Source organism: Polynucleobacter sp. AP-Sanab-80-C2 (assembly GCF_035012965.1).
In the GTDB taxonomy this organism is placed as follows: domain Bacteria; phylum Pseudomonadota; class Gammaproteobacteria; order Burkholderiales; family Burkholderiaceae; genus Polynucleobacter.
Genome location: NZ_JAYGQS010000005.1, coordinates 122,308 through 139,153 on the forward strand (window position 1 = coordinate 122,308; position 16,846 = coordinate 139,153).

The 16,846-nt window shown below is 46.3% G+C and carries 16 protein-coding genes and 1 tRNA gene; 3 read left to right on the plus strand and 14 right to left on the minus strand.

Annotated elements, in window-relative coordinates; all coding sequences use genetic code 11:
* Positions 1-96 precede the first annotated feature (96 nt).
* From VC178_RS09220 to VC178_RS09235, 4 genes are all read right to left on the minus strand, one after another.
* Positions 97-1,062, minus strand: coding sequence for a ribose-phosphate pyrophosphokinase (locus VC178_RS09220; protein ID WP_323482318.1), 966 nt, complete (start codon positions 1,060-1,062; stop codon positions 97-99).
* 54 nt (positions 1,063-1,116) lie between these two features.
* Positions 1,117-1,193: transfer RNA gene (locus VC178_RS09225), tRNA-Gln, on the minus strand.
* Between the two features lie 5 nt (positions 1,194-1,198).
* Positions 1,199-2,083, minus strand: coding sequence for a 4-(cytidine 5'-diphospho)-2-C-methyl-D-erythritol kinase (ispE, locus tag VC178_RS09230; protein ID WP_323482319.1), 885 nt, complete (start codon positions 2,081-2,083; stop codon positions 1,199-1,201).
* Complete coding sequence (locus VC178_RS09235) at positions 2,076-3,563, minus strand: lipoprotein insertase outer membrane protein LolB (RefSeq protein WP_323482320.1); 1,488 nt, start codon at positions 3,561-3,563, stop codon at positions 2,076-2,078. Before VC178_RS09235 ends, ispE begins: the two co-directional genes overlap by 8 nt.
* A 35-nt stretch (positions 3,564-3,598) precedes the next feature.
* Between VC178_RS09235 and mutM the strand changes: the two genes are divergently transcribed.
* Entirely contained in the window at positions 3,599-4,435 is an 837-nt protein-coding gene (gene mutM / locus VC178_RS09240; protein ID WP_323482321.1) for a bifunctional DNA-formamidopyrimidine glycosylase/DNA-(apurinic or apyrimidinic site) lyase, read from the plus strand.
* A complete protein-coding gene (gene mutY / locus VC178_RS09245) occupies positions 4,420-5,562 on the plus strand; it encodes an A/G-specific adenine glycosylase (protein ID WP_323482322.1) in 1,143 nt (380 codons plus the stop codon). The genes mutM and mutY overlap by 16 nt, the downstream gene beginning before the upstream one ends.
* Here mutY and rapZ read toward each other — a convergent pair.
* From rapZ to VC178_RS09290, 9 genes are all read right to left on the minus strand, one after another.
* The gene (rapZ, locus tag VC178_RS09250; RefSeq protein WP_323482323.1) at positions 5,507-6,397 is read right to left on the minus strand and encodes an RNase adapter RapZ; all 891 of its coding nucleotides are present in this window, start codon (positions 6,395-6,397) and stop codon (positions 5,507-5,509) included. The two genes, mutY and rapZ, sit on opposite strands and share 56 nt — an antisense overlap.
* A gap of 3 nt (positions 6,398-6,400) precedes the next feature.
* Entirely contained in the window at positions 6,401-7,387 is a 987-nt protein-coding gene (gene hprK, locus VC178_RS09255; protein ID WP_216178084.1) for an HPr(Ser) kinase/phosphatase, read from the minus strand.
* Positions 7,384-7,845 (minus strand): PTS sugar transporter subunit IIA, encoded by a 462-nt coding sequence (locus VC178_RS09260; protein ID WP_323482324.1) that lies wholly within the window; start codon positions 7,843-7,845, stop codon positions 7,384-7,386. Before VC178_RS09260 ends, hprK begins: the two co-directional genes overlap by 4 nt.
* A 33-nt stretch (positions 7,846-7,878) precedes the next feature.
* Positions 7,879-8,202, minus strand: coding sequence for a ribosome hibernation-promoting factor, HPF/YfiA family (hpf, locus tag VC178_RS09265; RefSeq protein ID WP_215295901.1), 324 nt, complete (start codon positions 8,200-8,202; stop codon positions 7,879-7,881).
* Positions 8,203-8,384: 182 nt separating this feature from the next.
* Entirely contained in the window at positions 8,385-9,152 is a 768-nt protein-coding gene (gene lptB, locus VC178_RS09270) for an LPS export ABC transporter ATP-binding protein (protein WP_215295900.1), read from the minus strand.
* Positions 9,149-9,700 (minus strand): lipopolysaccharide transport periplasmic protein LptA, encoded by a 552-nt coding sequence (lptA, locus tag VC178_RS09275; protein ID WP_323482325.1) that lies wholly within the window; start codon positions 9,698-9,700, stop codon positions 9,149-9,151. Before lptA ends, lptB begins: the two co-directional genes overlap by 4 nt.
* A 10-nt stretch (positions 9,701-9,710) precedes the next feature.
* Positions 9,711-10,352: an LPS export ABC transporter periplasmic protein LptC gene (gene lptC / locus VC178_RS09280; protein WP_215319091.1), complete on the minus strand. Its 642-nt coding sequence runs from the start codon at positions 10,350-10,352 to the stop codon at positions 9,711-9,713.
* Positions 10,353-10,355: 3 nt separating this feature from the next.
* Complete coding sequence (locus VC178_RS09285; RefSeq protein ID WP_323482326.1) at positions 10,356-10,928, minus strand: KdsC family phosphatase; 573 nt, start codon at positions 10,926-10,928, stop codon at positions 10,356-10,358.
* A 21-nt stretch (positions 10,929-10,949) separates the two neighbouring features.
* Positions 10,950-11,942 (minus strand): KpsF/GutQ family sugar-phosphate isomerase, encoded by a 993-nt coding sequence (locus tag VC178_RS09290; RefSeq protein WP_323482327.1) that lies wholly within the window; start codon positions 11,940-11,942, stop codon positions 10,950-10,952.
* Between the two features lie 11 nt (positions 11,943-11,953).
* Here VC178_RS09290 and VC178_RS09295 point away from each other — a divergent pair, with 11 nt between their 5' ends.
* On the plus strand, positions 11,954-13,936 hold the full coding sequence (locus VC178_RS09295; protein WP_323482328.1) for a monovalent cation:proton antiporter-2 (CPA2) family protein: 1,983 nt from the start codon (positions 11,954-11,956) through the stop codon (positions 13,934-13,936).
* A 10-nt stretch (positions 13,937-13,946) separates the two neighbouring features.
* Here VC178_RS09295 and uvrA read toward each other — a convergent pair whose 3' ends face one another.
* Positions 13,947-16,835 carry an excinuclease ABC subunit UvrA gene (uvrA, locus tag VC178_RS09300; protein WP_323482329.1) on the minus strand — a complete coding sequence of 963 codons (2,889 nt, stop codon included), beginning with the start codon at positions 16,833-16,835 and terminating at the stop codon, positions 13,947-13,949.
* Between the last annotated feature and the right edge of the window lie 11 nt (positions 16,836-16,846).

A 16,846-nucleotide genomic window follows, 5' to 3' on the forward strand; every position in this document is an offset into this window, starting at 1 on the left:
CCTTCGATTATATCGTGTGAATGGGGATTTTTGCCTACAAATGCTCAAAAAACGCCTAAGAACCAGCAAAAAACGGGGTAAAACGGGGTTTTTTGCTTATTCGGCAAACATGGACATGACTGAATCGCCCTTGCTAATACGAGAAAGGGTCTCTGCTAGTAATGGCGCTACGGTCAATTGACGGATTTTGCTCACTCTGGACGCTTCTGCAGTCAATGGGATGGTGTCGGTAACAACCAGTTCATCCAATTCGGAGGCGGCAATTCGAGCCACTGCACCGCCTGATAGAACAGCGTGAGTACAGTAGGCGGTAACTCCCTTCGCACCACGCTCTTTAAGCGCTTCAGCAGCCTTACAAAGGGTTCCGCCGGTATCAATGATGTCATCCATGATCACGCAATGGCGACCTTCTACTTCGCCAATGAGGTGCATTACTTCCGATACATTGGCTTTAGGGCGACGTTTATCAATAATCGCCAAGTCTGTACCTAATTGTTTTGCCATGGCACGGGCGCGCACTACACCGCCGATATCTGGGGAAACAATAATCAGATCTTTTTTTGTCTTTTGCGCTTCCAGATCGGCCAAGAGAACGGGTGAGGCATAAATGTTATCTACCGGGATATCAAAAAAGCCCTGAATTTGATCAGCATGGAGGTCCATGGTCAGAACACGCTCAATACCAGCGACCGATTGCAGCATATTTGCCACGATGCGGGCAGAGATTGCAACGCGGGCGGAGCGTGGACGACGGTCTTGGCGGGCGTAACCGAAGTACGGAATCACCGCAGTGATGCGGCTTGCGGAGGCTCGCTTCAAGGCATCAATCATGATCATCAGTTCCATCAAGCTGTCATTGGTTGGTGCACAGGTTGATTGAATGACCACGACATTTTTGCCGCGAACGTTTTCTTGAATTTCTACTTGAATCTCGCCGTCCGAGAAACGACCTACAAAGGCTTTGCCCATCGGCAAATTGAGCTCTTTGGCTACAGCCTCAGCCAAAACCGGATTTGCGTTGCCTGTAAATAAAGTCAATAAATCTGTGTTTGTGGAGGACATAGTCTTAAGGATTTTGAGGGGTCAAAAGGTTTTCTTTGTCATTTCTACAGTAATTGGCAGGGGAAGAAGGATTCGAACCTTCGCATGCTGGAATCAAAATCCAGTGCCTTAACCAGCTTGGCGATTCCCCTTCGGATCAATCTGAAGAAATCAAATTGTAAGCGGGATTTTTATTTAGCCCCCGAACAACCCGACCTATCCACCCTTTAGGAAGATTTTGTAGAAGATTTTCCAGTTTTGCGACATTCGTCTTAGAGTCTAAGACTGTAAACACGCTACTTCCAGAGCCTGACATACGGGGCTCAGAGCCCGGTACTGCCTGACTAATCCAATCCAAAGCTTGCTTCACTTCAGGACAAATCCGCATCGCTACTGCCTGACAATCATTTGAAAGATCGGACCATGGCGATGCAAGAAAGCCATCTATTGTAATCTGACCGTGATTTCGGGTCAATTCAGGGTCCTGAAAAATGCTGATAGTAGGGATCCCTTGATTTGGGAAGATCACTAAAAAATCACGAGTTTCCAGGTCAATTTCTTGAATTTGTTCGCCAATACCTTCAACAAATGCATTTTTGCCAAAAATGAAAAATGGCACATCTGCCCCGAGCTGAAGACCAAGTTCGCAAAGTGTCTTTTGGTTTAACTTGAGATTCCAGAGGGTATTTAAACCAATTAAGGTGGTGGCAGCATCGGAAGATCCGCCACCCATTCCAGCCCCCATGGGGATTTCTTTTTGCAGGCCAATCTCAACCCCAGATTCAATCTGGCAAAAGTCTTTTAATAGTTTGGCAGCTCTGACCACTAAATCATTTTCAGGTTCTACTCCCGCAATGGGATCGATACGACGAATCTCATTTTGGGGGATCAGTTTTAAGTGGATCGTGTCACACCAATCAATTAACTGAAAGACGGATTGCAGTAAGTGATAACCATCTGCTCTTCGACCAACAATGTGAAGAAATAAATTCAGCTTGGCTGGTGAGCGTAGCGTTAAGGATTGATAACTGATTTCACTCATTCGGGCTATCAAAGACTAGGCGAATATCAATCGATCCAATATTCGAGCTGCGAGTCATGCTTAATTTCTCAAGACGGTTCTTATTGCCCCAGGTATAAATTAAGTCCCAGCCATCCTGGTTAATTTTGCTCACTTGCCCTTTGGCATTTCTTTCTATGCTTGCTTCGCTACCGGGCCTTACTTCGCCTCTGAGCCAGTTTGATAAACCTCTTGCTGGTAATGGAAGTCCCAAAGTGTTTTGAACGAGGGTATCTGCATCAATTGCTGTGACTACTTGTCCATCACGTTCAAGAGTCGCTTCGCCCGGCATGATGGTAATTTTTGCGATGGATCCACCAACAGGATTGCGTATCTCTAAAACGTCTTTGAGTTGCTCTTGGGTGAGCGTAAAGCCACCTGATCCACCTTGATTGTGAGCATCGGTAAGCCCAGTAACTTTAACGGCAAAGCGGCCATCCCAAGAGCCTGCAGAAGCTTGATCAGCGTTTGACCAGTCTGGTTTTAAGCGCTTGAGCGTTTCTTTAAGGGTGGGATTATTAGCGTCTAATTTTTGAGCCTGTTGCCACATCTCTTCTGCTTCAGTGCGGCGACCCATTGCCCACAATACCTCACCAGTATGTGCCGCAATATCAGCCTCCGGTTTCATTCTGAAGGCTTGTTGAAGTTGCTCTAGAGCCAATTCATTTTTTCCAAGACGGAAGTTGACCCAGCCTAAGCTATCTAAGATAAAGCTGTCCTTAGGGGAGAGTTGGTGCGCTTTAGTGATGAGTGCAAATGCTTCGGATAGTTTGATGTTGCGGTCGGCAAAAGAATAGCCCAAAGCATTTAAAGAATTCGCATCATTTGGATTCTTGCGCAAAATTTCCCGCAAGGTTTTTTCCATCACATCTAAGCGCCCTACTTTTTCTGCTGACATGGCATAGGTATAAAGCAGCGCTGGATCCTTGGGAGTCGGTTTTGCAGTAGACGTAATTTCATAGAAAGCCCGCAGAGCATCTGACTCATCTTTGGCTTTACTGAGCAAAGCTTGCAGTTGCAGTAGTGTATTTTCTTGCTGTGCTGGAGTTTGTTGGCGCAATAACGCGATGGCAGGTTTGACGGCATCTGACCAGCGATTATTTAAAACCAGCAACGTAATCAAAACTTCTTTGGGTTTGGTTTGGGAGGCTGGAGACAAACTATCCCAAGTTTTAGCAGCATTTAAAGCTAACTCAGGCGAGCCACCTGCAATCCCAATTTCCATCGCCCTTTGGGCCAAGCGAGGATCCTTGAATTGACGTGCCATTTCCATATAGGTGTTGTAGGCTAGGCCAGCTTCGCCTCTTTGCAGGGCAATTTCTGAAGCTAAGACTTCAAAAACCGCCTGCCCTGTTTGGATATCGTCGGTTTGTGCAGATGCCTGACTAGGCAGGGCGCTTGCGTAAGCGATGGAGAAGAGTAATAAACCCTTCAAATAGGATTTAAGTAACAATTTGCTCATAAGCACATTCTAATCTGCGAATCTACAATTGATTTATGCCAGAACTTCCAGAAGTTGAAGTCACCCGCTTGGGAATTGCCCCTCACCTTCAGGGGCGCGTGATTAGTGCCGTCAAAATCCTTGATGGGCGTTTACGTTGGCCTGTCCCCAGCACCCTGACTAAGATTTTGCCTGGTCAAAAAGTGCACACCATTGAAAGGCGCGGAAAGTACCTCTTAATTGAGCTGGATATAGGGCATCTATTGATTCATTTGGGAATGACAGGCACCTTGCGGGTATTGCCCAGTACTGATCCTTTGAAGTTGCATGATCGCGTGACTGTAGAGTTTGGGAAGTTGAGTTTACGTTTGCATGACCCCAGAAAATTTGGTGCAGTGTTGTGGCATCCAAGAACTAAAGGTCCGATAGAGAAAAATGTTCTATTGCAAAAGTTGGGAGTAGAGCCTTTTTCAACAGAATTTGCTGGAGAGCTTGGCGCTGAAATTTTGTATCGGGCATCACGCAAGCGCACCGTCGCTGTTAAGCAATTTCTGCTGGCTGGCCAAGCGGTCGTTGGTGTTGGCAATATTTATTGCTCCGAGAGTTTGTTTGAGGCAGGCATTCATCCTGCTAAGGCTGCTGGAAAACTCACGCGCCCTCAATGTGTTCGTCTAGCTGAAGCAGTGAGATTGATTTTGAAAAAAGCCATTGCTGCTGGCGGCAGTAGCTTGAAAGATTTTGTGAACAGTGATGGAGATCCAGGACATTTTATGGTGCAAACCAAAGTCTATGATCGTAAAGATGAACCCTGTAAAGTTTGTAAAACACCCATCAAGCAAATTGTGCAGGGACAGCGCTCCACTTATTTTTGCCCTACATGTCAAAAGCGCTAATCACTACTTTTTCTGAAAAGTTGATTGCTTGGCATGCACGCAGTGGCCGCTCAGGTCTGCCTTGGCAAGGCAATCGAGACCCTTATGCAGTCTGGGTTTCAGAAATCATGCTGCAACAAACTCAGGTAGCTACTGTTCTAGAGCGCTTCCCTCGCTTTATGAAGCGCTTTCCAACGGTTAAAAAATTAGCAGCTGCTCATATCGATGAAGTGCTGGCTGAGTGGGCTGGCTTGGGTTATTACTCTCGCGCTCGAAATTTACATGCATGTGCCCAGCAAGTGATGCAACAATTTGCTGGACAATTTCCGAGCGATCCAGTTTTACTCGAGCAACTCAAGGGGATTGGTCGGTCAACCGCAGGCGCAATCGCTGCTTTTGCTTTCCATGTAAGAGCGCCAATTCTAGATGCGAATGTCAAAAGAATTCTGGCGCGCTTATTTGCTGTAGAAGGCACGCTACAAGACAAGGCTGTGAATGACCATTTATGGGGGCTAGCTAATCAGATCTTACCAAGCAAGCCTCAGGATATGCCGGTGTATACCCAAGCATTGATGGACTTTGGCGCTACTTGGTGTACTGCTCGTAAACCAGTTTGTCTTAGTGGTGAAAAAAAATGCCCATTTGAAAAATACTGCCAAGCAAATTTAAGCAATCAAGTATTGGCCTTGCCGAAAAAGGTAGTAAAAGCAAAGTCACCCGAGTTTGACTGCGACATGCTCTTAGTTAGGCATGGCAATGCGATTCTGCTGCAAAAGCGCCCAAGCAAGGCAATTTGGGGTGGATTATGGTCTTTACCAGAATCTATCTGGGTGGCGAAATCCACTCCTCGAAAAGTAGCACCCAGCCTCAAGAGCTTGTTGGAAGCGGCTTTACCTGAAGAAAAGGCAGCTGTATGGCTAAAGGCCTGTAAGGCGGTCCAAGTAGGTCCTCAAATTAAGCATGTCTTTACCCATCGACGTTTGTGGATGCAGATTTGGGATGTGAATGCTTTAAAAAGCGTAGAGCCTGAAAGTGCAAATTTGAAGTGGGTACCCCTGAGCCAATTAGGGCGCTATGGCCTACCGCAGCCGATTAAGATTTTGCTGCAGGGATTGAGTCTAGCTCGCGGTGACGGTCTAAAAAATTAAGCTGTAGATCAATCAATTCTCTTTGGGTGCGGAAGTGTTCGCTAATTCGATTCACAAGATAGACCGAGCGATGCTGACCACCAGTGCAACCAATTGCAACCGTTAAGTAACTGCGTCCGTCAGCAATGTAGTGCGGTAACCATTTCTCAATAAATTGTGTAATGTCACTTTCCATGCTGATGACTTCTGGAATTTTTTCTAGAAATTCTTTTACGGGTTTATCGTTCCCTGTTAAGGGCCTTAAGATTTTGTCGTAATGGGGGTTGGGCAAGCAACGAACATCAAAGACGAGATCTGCTTCACTAGGCACGCCTTTTTTAAATCCAAAGGATTCAAAAATGACTGTCAAACCAACGGGCTTATCTTTCAGTAGGTCCTGAATCCAGGAGCGTAGGGCGTGAGATGGTAGGTTACTAGTATCAATGCTATGAGCTTGCGTGCGCAGGGGTTCAAGCAAGCTTCGTTCTTTATTAATCGCTTCTATCAATGTCGCCGATTGGGATTGCCTGGCATTCGTTGATAAGGGATGTCGTCGGCGAGTTTCTGAAAAGCGCTGTACCAAGGTATTGGTATCTGCATTTAAGAATAAGATGCGTACTTGGTGCGTACGCTTCAGATTTTCAAGAATGAAAGGAAGCTCTGCAATCGATTGGCCACGACGTGCATCAATAGCTACTGCTACGCGCTCGCACTTTTCGCTTTCAAGAGTGCTGATAAGGTTTTCTAGGAGCGAGACGGGAAGGTTATCGACGCAATCATAGCCAGCATCTTCAAAGGCCCTCAGGGCTACTGATTTACCTGAGCCTGAGATTCCGGTAATCAGATTAATTTGCATGACTTAAAGCAAGCGCCCTTGGGATTTAATCGCATCTGCCTCGGTATTCATTTGGGCTCGTTGACGCTCTATAAATTCTTTGAGGGTATCAATACCGCGTAATTGCAAAATTGTATTCCGGACTGCAGCCTCTACCAGTACCGCTAAGTTGCGTCCAGCAGCCACTTGAATTTTTACCGTTCGAATCGGAATTCCCAAAACATCGATATGTTGAGCTTCCAGTGGCAATCTTTCAAATTCACCATCGGTTCGCCGAACCAATTGCACAATAAGGCGCAGTTTTAATTTTCGACGAACGGCTGTTTCACCAAAAATCGTACGAATGTCCAAGAGGCCAAGTCCGCGCACCTCAAGAAGATTACGAAGAATTACGGGGCAACGACCTTCGATATAGTCGGGCCCTAAGCGTGCAAAATCTACCGCATCATCAGCAACTAAACCATGCCCGCGAGAAATCAATTCCAAACCTAACTCACTTTTGCCTAAGCCTGATTCACCCGTTAATAAAACGCCCAAGCCTAAGATGTCCATAAACACCCCGTGCATCGTAATTTGCGGAGCGCCAATTTTGGTGAGATAGGTGCGCAAATGGTCAATGACTTCTGCAGCTGAAATACTCGTTGTAAACAGTGGGGTAGATGAGCGTTGGCAGAATAGTTGTAGATCTGGATCTGCGGACTTGCCATCAGCCACAATGACACAAGGCGGAGTTTTAGAAATTAGGTTAGCAATTTGCTCTTGTTTTTGTTCGGGCTCAAGCGCTGCGTGATAGTCAACTTCTTGTACACCAAAAATTTGGATGCGACTTGGGTGAATCAGATTTAAGTGACCCACCAAGTCTGAGCTGGCTGCAGCAGCTTTGACTGCCTCAGGTGGAAAAGTACGATCAGCACCTTCAAGGCCGCTAATCCAGGAGAGCTTCAGATCAGAAACATTGTCGTCAAAGATTTGTTGCGCAGTTACTCGATCGAGGAGTAATGGCTGGGTCATTTTGTATTACCCCATTGCTGCAATAGATCGCAGACTGATGTGGGGTCGGTAGCAGAAATCAATTTTTCTCTTGCCTCTGAATCTGATAGCAGTTGTGCGATAGAGGAGAGAATTTCTAAATGTTGTTGGGTTGCCTTTTCTGGAACCAACAAAAAAATGAGGATCGACACAAGCTCACCATCAGGCGCTGCAAATTCGATCGGGTCTTTCAACTTCATGAAGGCTGCAGTGGGTTGCTTCAGGCCTTTTACACGACCGTGAGGAATCGCAACACCAGCCCCGAGGGCTGTTGAGCCTAAGTCTTCTCGGGCATTGAGAAACTCTACTACTGAGCTTGCATCAATACCAACTTGCTTGGCAAACAACTCCCCAGCGGCTGCAAAAGCATCAGCCCTGTTTTTGGCGGGGTTATCTAATGCAATGCAGTCAGGGTTAAAGAGATTAGTCAGCACATTCATTACAGATGATTATAGGTGTCCTCACGCTCACGCTTACTCAAAATGCTTTTCGTGATGATGATCTTGAATCTTTTCTTTGTGTTTCACAACCTGGCGCTCAAGCTTATCGACCACTGCATCCATAGCGTGATAGAGATCGGCATTATGTGCTTCAGCGAACAGTTCTTTGCCTTTGAGGTGAATCGTGATTTCGGCACTTTGACGGAGATCTTTTTCTTTGGCGTTATCAATCACTAAAAAGGCAGATGCATCAATGACGTGATCGAAGTGCTTGCGAATTTTGGCTAACCCAGCCTCAAGATGCGTGCGCATAGCAGGGGTAACTTCTACATGACGGCTATTAATTTTTAAATTCATGAGCAACTCCTTATATCAACGCGTGCGCATAGCAATACCGGGGGTGCGCAGCAAGCCCCTGTCTTTTTGAGCTGTTTTTTTTGGAAAGTGAACCATGAACCTCCAGCGTATCAGCGAATTTGCCGAAAACCAAGAGGGGAAAGTACTTTTTATTACTTATACGGACAGATGCCTTGTCTGGCTTACATCCGGAAGTTTTCGCCTAAGTAGACTCTGCGGACAGCATCATTTTGAATAATTTGATCAGGCTTGCCTTCTGCTAGAACGCTTCCTTCGCTAATGATGTAGGCGTGGTCGCAGATACCCAAGGTTTCTCGAACGTTATGGTCGGTAATCAACACACCAATCTGACGGTCTCGCAAGAATCGAACAATCCGCTGAATTTCCCCTACGGCAATAGGGTCAACTCCTGCAAATGGTTCATCGAGCAAGATAAATTTTGGTTGGGACGCTAAGGCTCTCGCGATTTCAACACGGCGACGCTCTCCCCCAGACAATGACAGAGCTGGATTATTGCGGAGGTGGCCAATTTGTAGTTCGCCTAATAATTCATCTAAGCGATCCGCAATTTCGCCTTTGCTTAAGGGTTTTCCGCCTTGGACTTGGAGCTCTAGGACTGCTTGTATATTCTCAGCAACGTTGAGCTTTCTAAAAACAGAAGCTTCTTGAGGAAGGTAAGAGAGCCCCATACGCGCTCGCTCATGAATAGGAAGATGGGTGATATTGACCCCATCTAAAATAATTTGACCGGCGTCCAGTGGCACCAGCCCAACAATCATGTAAAACGATGTCGTTTTACCCGCACCGTTTGGACCCAATAGTCCAACTACTTCACCACATTCCACTTCAATCGAAACATCTCGTACTACTGTTCGAGAGCCATAACGTTTTTGAAGATTGCTAGCGATGAGTGTTGCTTTGGGATGGTTTTGAGCTAAATCCGTTGTCATTTCTCTAATGTGGCTTTTCGTCTTGGTGAAAGGATTGCTCTAGCTAAAGGCAAGTCCTCCGCTTTTGCATTGGCGGGAGGTGTTACACGATAGCGCTCTTTAATATCATCGTACTCAATTTTCCAGCCCTGCAGTTGATCGAGCATCTGCATATTCAGAGAGCGCTTAAGACTGGCGTCTCCTGTGATAGTCAGAATCTCAGTCTTGGCATTGTAGGTAACTTGGGTCCCGCGTCCTTGTATAAATTCATCGGCAGGACCTTCTCTGCGCTGCCTGAAACTTGCAGTGGTGTCGGCTGATCCTTTGACGTCAACTAATTCATAGCCTTCAGGATCTACTTGAATATGACCATCTTCGCCTGTAACGATAATGCTGCCTTTAATCAATAAAACTTGACCTTTTAAGTCATACACCTGCTGTACATCATTTACTGAAACTTTTTCAGCCTCAAGAATGATGGGCTTGTCTTGATCGGCTTTCTCGGCGTTAGCAATAGGGCTCAGCACCAGTAAGGAGAGGGTGAATCCAATATGAAGTAGGCGATGCATGGTAAACATTTTATTGTGCACCCCGAGGAGCGCGTTCGATTCGACCTTTAACTTGACCAGAAAGTGTCATGCTTTGTTGAATGTTGTCGAATGTTCCACCTTCAGTCGAGTTCATGATCGACATGCCTTGCTCTAATGTGATTGGCCGATCAGTTTTAACGATATCGTCGTTAATCAAGACCTTGAAATAACTAGACGAGGCCAGCATCCGTAAGCTTGCAGGCTCTGTGGCAGTAGCTGCTTGTTGGGGTCTAAAGATAGAAGCATTATCAAAGAGCTCTAAAATTGTTAGGTCACCATCTAGATGACCGGTATTCGATTTGACAGTCACAGGAGCTTTGTCTGGCTGAAAGAGGCGCATCCGTGGAGCATCAATATCAATGGAGGCATCGTCATCATAGTGAGTCACTTTATTGCCCAAAATTCTGTACTTGGTATTGCCTTGTTCGTTTAAAGCGGAAAGAGTGCCGTTTTTAATAATGTAGTCAGGCTCATGTAGGCGAATACGTTCAAGCATTGAGCTTTCTGGAGGAGTATTTTTTTTAACCAACCAAAAAGTCATGAGGGTTAAGGCACTCATCAATAGTAAAGGCGTGAGGCCCAGCAATGTACGCCCAATATTGAGTTTGATCCGTTGAGAATTCAATTGCATTGCTTATTGACGAGCCTGGCTGAGCAATTCCTCGTAGCGGCTTTGTGCTTTGAGAATCAGATCACACACTTCTCTAACGGCGCTATTGCCACCCACATGCGTAGTGACATAATGTGCAAATTCTTTCACGGCTTCATGCGCTTGCACAGGAGCAATTCGTAGTCCAGCGTTTTTCATCATGGCTAGATCTGGCCAGTCATCGCCCATGACAGCGCAGTCACTGGCTTTCAGTCCAAGTGTTTTTAGAACTTCTTCTAAAGCTAACGCTTTATTTTCAACACCCATATGAACCTGTTTGATGCCTAATTCATCACAGCGCGCTAAGACCATTTTGGAGTTTCTACCCGTGATGATGGCTGTCGGAATACCACATTGCTCTAAAAGTTTGATCCCTAGACCATCTTGAATATCAAATGCCTTTAAAGATTCTTTACCATCAGCACCAATCCATACCTGTCCGTTGGTGAGGACCCCATCAACATCTAAAACTAGCAACTTCACTTTGCCAGCGCGCTCCCATGCTTGTGGATACTGTGACAGAGGGTTAGTGTTGTGTGTAGTAAAAGCGTTGGGCATAAGTCTCAATCAACGACGGTATTAAATTACTTTGGCTGCAAAGAGATCATGTAGATTGAGGGCGCCTAGTAGGCAGCCATCTTGATCGGTAACAACTAAATGATTGATGCGATGTTTTTCCATCATTTCAATGGCTTCTTCAGCCAACAGTTCTGGTGGGATGGTGCGAGGGCTAGCAGTAGTGGCATTTTGTAAAGTGACGCCACTAAGATTCGTGTTTTTCTCTAGCAGTCTGCGTAAATCACCGTCTGTCAAAATGCCAAACACTTTTTGCTTGTCATCCAATGTCACTACCATCCCCATGCGCTTAGCAGTCATTTCTAGTAGGGCATCTTGCAGTGAAGCGTGGATAGAAATTTTTGGCGTGTCATCAAAGCTACGCATTACTTCACTGACATGCATTAATTGTTTGCGGCCCAAGCGACCGCCAGGATGGGAACGCTGAAAATCTTCTGCCTGAAATCCACGGGCGTCTAATAAAGCAACTGCTAATGCATCGCCCATAGCTAATGCAGCCGTAGTGCTGGTTGTGGGGGCAAGATTCAGTGGGCATGCTTCTTTTTCAACGCTGGTATCTAAATGGGCGTCTGCTAATTGGGCAAGCGAAGAATTTGGTGCGCCAGTCAAAGCAATCAGTTTTGCACCAGTACGTTTCACGATCGGTACGATAGTTAATAATTCTTCTGTCTCTCCAGAGTTCGAGAGAGCAACAAAAACATCGTCTCTAGTAACCATACCTAAATCACCGTGACTAGCCTCGGCTGGGTGCACAAAAAAAGCAGGTGAGCCTGTCGAGGCAAAGGTAGCAGCAATTTTGCGAGCAATATGCCCCGATTTACCAATGCCAGAAACCACAATTCTCCCTTTGCAGTCATGCAGTAATTCCACGGCGTATACGAGTGCATCGGCGTTGATGCCTTCTAGGCGATCGCGCATGGTTTGCAGCGCAGCAGCCTCAATAGTGAGGGTATCGCGTGCAAGCTTTAGGGTACGTTCACGAGTCTTAGCTATCATCGAGTAAGTATATGCCGTCAGTCCTTCAATTAACCCTCATTCTCCTAGCCGCAGGTGTGGCTGGAGTGGTTATTTTCCGCTATTTTGGCTTACCCCCTATTTTGGGCTATTTAGCGATTGGGGTGCTGATTGGCCCCAATGCCCTGGCTTTGGCGAGCGACTCTTCTACAGTGAAGTATTTAGCTGAATTTGGGGTAGTTTTCCTAATGTTTTCGATCGGCTTGGAATTTAATCTAAACAAGCTGCGATCGATGCGGAACATCGTATTTGGTCTGGGCGGCAGTCAAGTGGTCTTGACGATGCTATTAGCGGTGCCCGTCAGTCTCTTGATGAACTGGATTTACCCAATTTCTTGGCAGGCAGCCATTGCCTTGGGCGGGGCTTTGGCGATGTCTTCCACCGCGATTGTGACAAAACTCATTTCTGATCGATCCGAATTAGAAACAGAGCATGGTCGCAATGTGGTCGGTATTTTGTTATTCCAAGATTTAGCGGTGGTCTTTTTATTGATCTTGATTCCCTCTTTGGGAAAAAACCCAAAAGATCTGTTTGTTGCTCTTACTGCGGCCTCAATCAAGATTACGGTTGCTTTGGCCTTAATTTTCTTCATTGGCCAATCGCTCATGAGTCGCTGGTTTAGATTGGTTGCTAAGCTACGCTCGCAAGAATTGTTCATGTTGAACCTCTTGTTGATTGTGCTCGGTATGGCAGGTTTAACAGAGCACTTTGGTTTGTCTTTAGCGCTCGGTGCATTTTTGGCTGGGATGTTAATTGCTGAGACCCCATATCGTCATCAGGTTGAAGAGGATGTCAAACCATTTCGTGATGTGTTGTTGGGACTCTTCTTTATTACGATTGGCATGCTGCTTGACTTCAATGTCATTCGTGAACAGTGGATGTTGGTGGTAGCACTTCTGATTGGCCCCTTACTATTTAAATTTGGCTTGATCGCCTTACTCTCGAGAGCGTTTGGCTCAAGCCCTGGCATCTCGATTAGAACGGGCTTATGCCTTGCTCAGGCGGGCGAATTTGGTTTCGTATTGCTGACTCAAATTGATGGCTTAGATTTAATTGATCCCGTTCTGAGCCAAGCGGTTCTTGCCGCGATGTTGCTCTCGATGTTTTGCGCGCCATTTTTGGTTGAATATAGTGATCGCATTGCAATGCGTTTTTCCAGTAACGAATGGCTATTGCAATCGCTTGCATTGACACGCGTTGCTGCAAAGAGCGTACGCAATGAGAATCACGTCATCATTTGTGGGTTTGGCCGTTCTGGTCAAAGCTTGGCACGTATGCTCGATCAAGAAAAGATTCCTTACATTGCCCTAGATTTAGATCCCGATCGCGTGAAAGAGGCTGCTGCTGCAGGCGATAACGTGGTGTATGGCGATGCGAGTCGTGAAAATTATTTAGTTGCCGCTGGCCTCTCAAGAGCTAAGACAGTTGTCATTACTTATGCAGATACTGCTGCTAGTTTGCGTGTGTTGCGTCAGGTTGAACACCTGCGTCCCGGCATGACAGTATTGGTTCGCACCAAAGACGACGCCGACATTACTAAGTTGCAAGCGGCTGGCGCTACCGAAGTAGTGCCTGAGTTGATTGAGGGAAGCCTCATGATTGCCTCGCACGTCTTGTTGATTATGGGTGTACCTATGCGTAAGGTAGTTCGGCGGATTACGACTGCACGTGAAGAGCGTTATAGCTTGCTAAGAGGGTATTTCCGGGGCGCAGGCGATGATGACTTTGGCTCGAATGAGTCTTGGCGTTTACATTCGATTACTTTGCTGCCCAATTCTCAAGCCGTTGGTAAAACTCTAGAAGAGCTTGATTTAGGTAGTGCAGGTGTCAGCGTTCAAGCAGTACGTCGTAAGGGGCGCAACGCAGACTATGTGAAACTTGTCTTGACGCCCGAATTGCAACTGCAAGGTAACGATATCTTGGTGATCTCAGGTAACTCTGAGGCGACTGACTTGGCTGAAGCTAAATTACTCTGATATTTATTGACTATTTCTTTTTCTTAGCTGCGACGAGTTTGCGAGTGAGTAATGGTGCCAAGTAGTGACCAGTAAAGCTGGCTTCATTTTTTGCTACATCCTCTGGCGTTCCCGTGGCAATGATCTGACCACCACCTGCACCACCTTTTGGTCCTAAGTCAATAATCCAGTCAGCAGTCTTGATCACATCTAAGTTGTGCTCAATGATGACAATCGTATTGCCTTGCTTTTTGAGCGTCTGAATCACCGTGAGTAATAGTTGAATATCGTGAAAATGTAAACCAGTGGTTGGTTCATCCAAGATATAAAGTGTTCGACCAGTATCCCGTTTAGAAAGCTCAAGTGATAATTTCACGCGCTGGGCTTCGCCGCCAGATAGAGTTGTAGCGCTTTGTCCCAGCTTCACATAACCCAAGCCAACATCTAACAGTGTTTTGAGTTTGCGCTTGACTACTGGAACGGCCTCAAAGAATTCATGGGCTTGCTCGATCGTCATCGAGAGCACTTCATGAATGTTTTTACCTTTATAGCGAATATCTAAAGTTTCACGGTTGTAACGTTTGCCATGGCAGACATCGCAGGGTACATAAACGTCTGGCAAGAAGTGCATTTCTACTTTGAGTACGCCATCGCCTTCGCAGGAATCGCAGCGTCCGCCTTTGACGTTAAAGGAGAAGCGACCGGCTTCATAACCACGTTCACGTGAGGCAGGTACACCTGAAAAAAGTTCGCGAATGGGCGTAAAGAGGCCGGTATAGGTAGCGGGGTTGGAACGAGGTGTTCTGCCAATGGGAGACTGATCAACACTAATCACTTTGTCAAAGTGTTCTAAGCCCTTCATTGCATCATGTGCAGCAGGCTCTGCATTAGAGCCATAGAGGTGTTGTGCAACTGCATGATGCAGGGTGTCGTTAATCAGTGTAGATTTACCGGAACCCGATACTCCAGTGACGCAGGTTAATAAACCGACTGGAATTTTGGCGTGTACTGATTGCAAGTTATTGCCACGCGCACCGATGATTTCTAAAAAGCGATCATTTACCGGAATACGTTTTTGGGGAACTTCAATCGCTTCGCGACCAGCAAGATAGGCGCCAGTAAGGGATTTGGGATTGGCCTCAACCTCAGCGGGCGTGCCTTCTGCAACAATTTCGCCGCCATGAACACCAGCTCCTGGGCCGATATCGATGACCCAATCAGAAGCGCGAATCATATCTTCATCATGCTCAACCACTAATACGCTATTACCTAAGTCACGTAAGTGTTTGAGTGTGCCAATCAATCGATCGTTATCGCGTTGATGTAGACCAATTGAGGGTTCATCGAGTACATACATTACACCCGTTAAGCCTGAGCCAATTTGACTTGCGAGCCGAATACGTTGGGCTTCTCCGCCAGATAGGGTGTCTGCACTGCGTTCTAAAGAGAGGTAATCAAGACCCACGTCATTTAAGAAACGCAGACGTGCACTGATTTCTTTCACGATCTTATCGGCGATTTCTCTCTTGGCACCTTTCAGTTCAAGTGCTTCAAAGTATTCCTTTGCTTCTTTTAGTGGGAGAGCGCTAATTTCATAAATAGCGCGAGATTGTTTCTTCTCACCCACTTTGACAAAGCGCGCCTCTTTGCGTAAACGACTGCCGTTGCATTCGGGACAGGTTTGCACATTTTGATAGCGAGATAGTTCTTCACGCACGGTGACAGAATCTGTCTCGCGATAGCGCCGCTCAAAGTTAGCAACGATCCCTTCAAAAGCATGCTCGCGAATGCTATTTTTGCCACGCTCATTAATGTATTCAAAAGGAATGGTGATGTCACCAGAGCCCAACAAGATGAGGTCTTGTTGTTTCTTGCTAAGGGATTCAAATGGCTTTTCCACGTCAAACCCGCCATGCTTGGCAAGAGTTTGCAGTAATTTGAAGTAGAACTGATTACGGCGATCCCAGCCTTTAATCGCCCCAGACGCTAGGGATAAGTCAGGATGTGCCACGATACGTTTTGGATCAAAGAAAGATTGATGTCCAAGGCCATCGCATGAAGGGCATGCACCCATTGGATTATTAAATGAGAAGAGGCGCGGTTCTAGCTCTTGAAGAGAGTAAGAACAAACGGGGCAAGCAAACTTACTGGAGAAAATCATCTCTTTACCAGTATCCATATCCACAATCATGGCCTTGCCATCCGCGAGGCGCAGCGCTGTCTCAAAAGATTCAGCAAGACGTTGTTGAATGTCAGGGCGCACTTTAATGCGATCAACAACTACTTCAATGGAATGTTTATCATTCTTTTTGAGGGTTGGTAATTGATCGACTTCAAAAATTTCTGCCTTAGCTACGTTTGCTGTGCCACCGCCGGAGCGCACTCGAAAGCGCACAAAGCCTTGGGCCTGTAGGTCTTGGAAGAGATCAACGAACTCGCCTTTGCGCTCACTTACCACTGGCGCAAGAATCATCAACTTTGTGTCCTCAGGCATAGAGAGCACTGTGTCTACCATTTGAGAGACGCTTTGCGCTTCTAGCGGTTGGTCATGGTCTGGGCAGTGAGGAGTGCCTGCGCGTGCAAATAGCAAACGCAAATAATCATGAATTTCAGTAACAGTGCCCACAGTGGAGCGTGGGTTATGGCTCGTTGCTTTTTGTTCAATGGAAATTGCAGGTGATAGACCTTCGATGGTGTCAACGTCTGGCTTTTCCATCAACTGCAAAAATTGACGCGCATAAGCGGAAAGCGATTCGACATAGCGACGCTGACCTTCGGCATAGAGCGTGTCAAAGGCCAGTGAGCTCTTACCTGAACCAGATAGGCCAGTCAGGACGACGAGTTTCTCTCTAGGGATGTCTAGATTGATATTTTTGAGGTTATGGGTGCGGGCACCGCGGATCTTGATTTCGTTATTCATGATTTTTTTGC

Coding starts and splice junctions, on each gene's coding strand:
- VC178_RS09290 (WP_323482327.1), bottom strand. CDS start 11,942: ATGATAGCTAAGACTCGTGAACGTACCCTAAAGCTTGCACGCGATACC.
- VC178_RS09235 (WP_323482320.1), bottom strand. CDS start 3,563: ATGAGCAAATTGTTACTTAAATCCTATTTGAAGGGTTTATTACTCTTC.
- VC178_RS09295 (WP_323482328.1), top strand. CDS start 11,954: ATGCCGTCAGTCCTTCAATTAACCCTCATTCTCCTAGCCGCAGGTGTG.
- mutY (WP_323482322.1), top strand. CDS start 4,420: ATGTCAAAAGCGCTAATCACTACTTTTTCTGAAAAGTTGATTGCTTGG.
- hpf (WP_215295901.1), bottom strand. CDS start 8,202: ATGAATTTAAAAATTAATAGCCGTCATGTAGAAGTTACCCCTGCTATG.
- VC178_RS09220 (WP_323482318.1), bottom strand. CDS start 1,062: ATGTCCTCCACAAACACAGATTTATTGACTTTATTTACAGGCAACGCA.
- hprK (WP_216178084.1), bottom strand. CDS start 7,387: ATGACCCAGCCATTACTCCTCGATCGAGTAACTGCGCAACAAATCTTT.
- uvrA (WP_323482329.1), bottom strand. CDS start 16,835: ATGAATAACGAAATCAAGATCCGCGGTGCCCGCACCCATAACCTCAAA.
- ispE (WP_323482319.1), bottom strand. CDS start 2,083: ATGAGTGAAATCAGTTATCAATCCTTAACGCTACGCTCACCAGCCAAG.
- lptB (WP_215295900.1), bottom strand. CDS start 9,152: ATGACAACGGATTTAGCTCAAAACCATCCCAAAGCAACACTCATCGCT.
- mutM (WP_323482321.1), top strand. CDS start 3,599: ATGCCAGAACTTCCAGAAGTTGAAGTCACCCGCTTGGGAATTGCCCCT.
- VC178_RS09285 (WP_323482326.1), bottom strand. CDS start 10,928: ATGCCCAACGCTTTTACTACACACAACACTAACCCTCTGTCACAGTAT.
- VC178_RS09260 (WP_323482324.1), bottom strand. CDS start 7,845: ATGAATGTGCTGACTAATCTCTTTAACCCTGACTGCATTGCATTAGAT.
- lptC (WP_215319091.1), bottom strand. CDS start 10,352: ATGCAATTGAATTCTCAACGGATCAAACTCAATATTGGGCGTACATTG.
- lptA (WP_323482325.1), bottom strand. CDS start 9,700: ATGCATCGCCTACTTCATATTGGATTCACCCTCTCCTTACTGGTGCTG.
- rapZ (WP_323482323.1), bottom strand. CDS start 6,397: ATGCAAATTAATCTGATTACCGGAATCTCAGGCTCAGGTAAATCAGTA.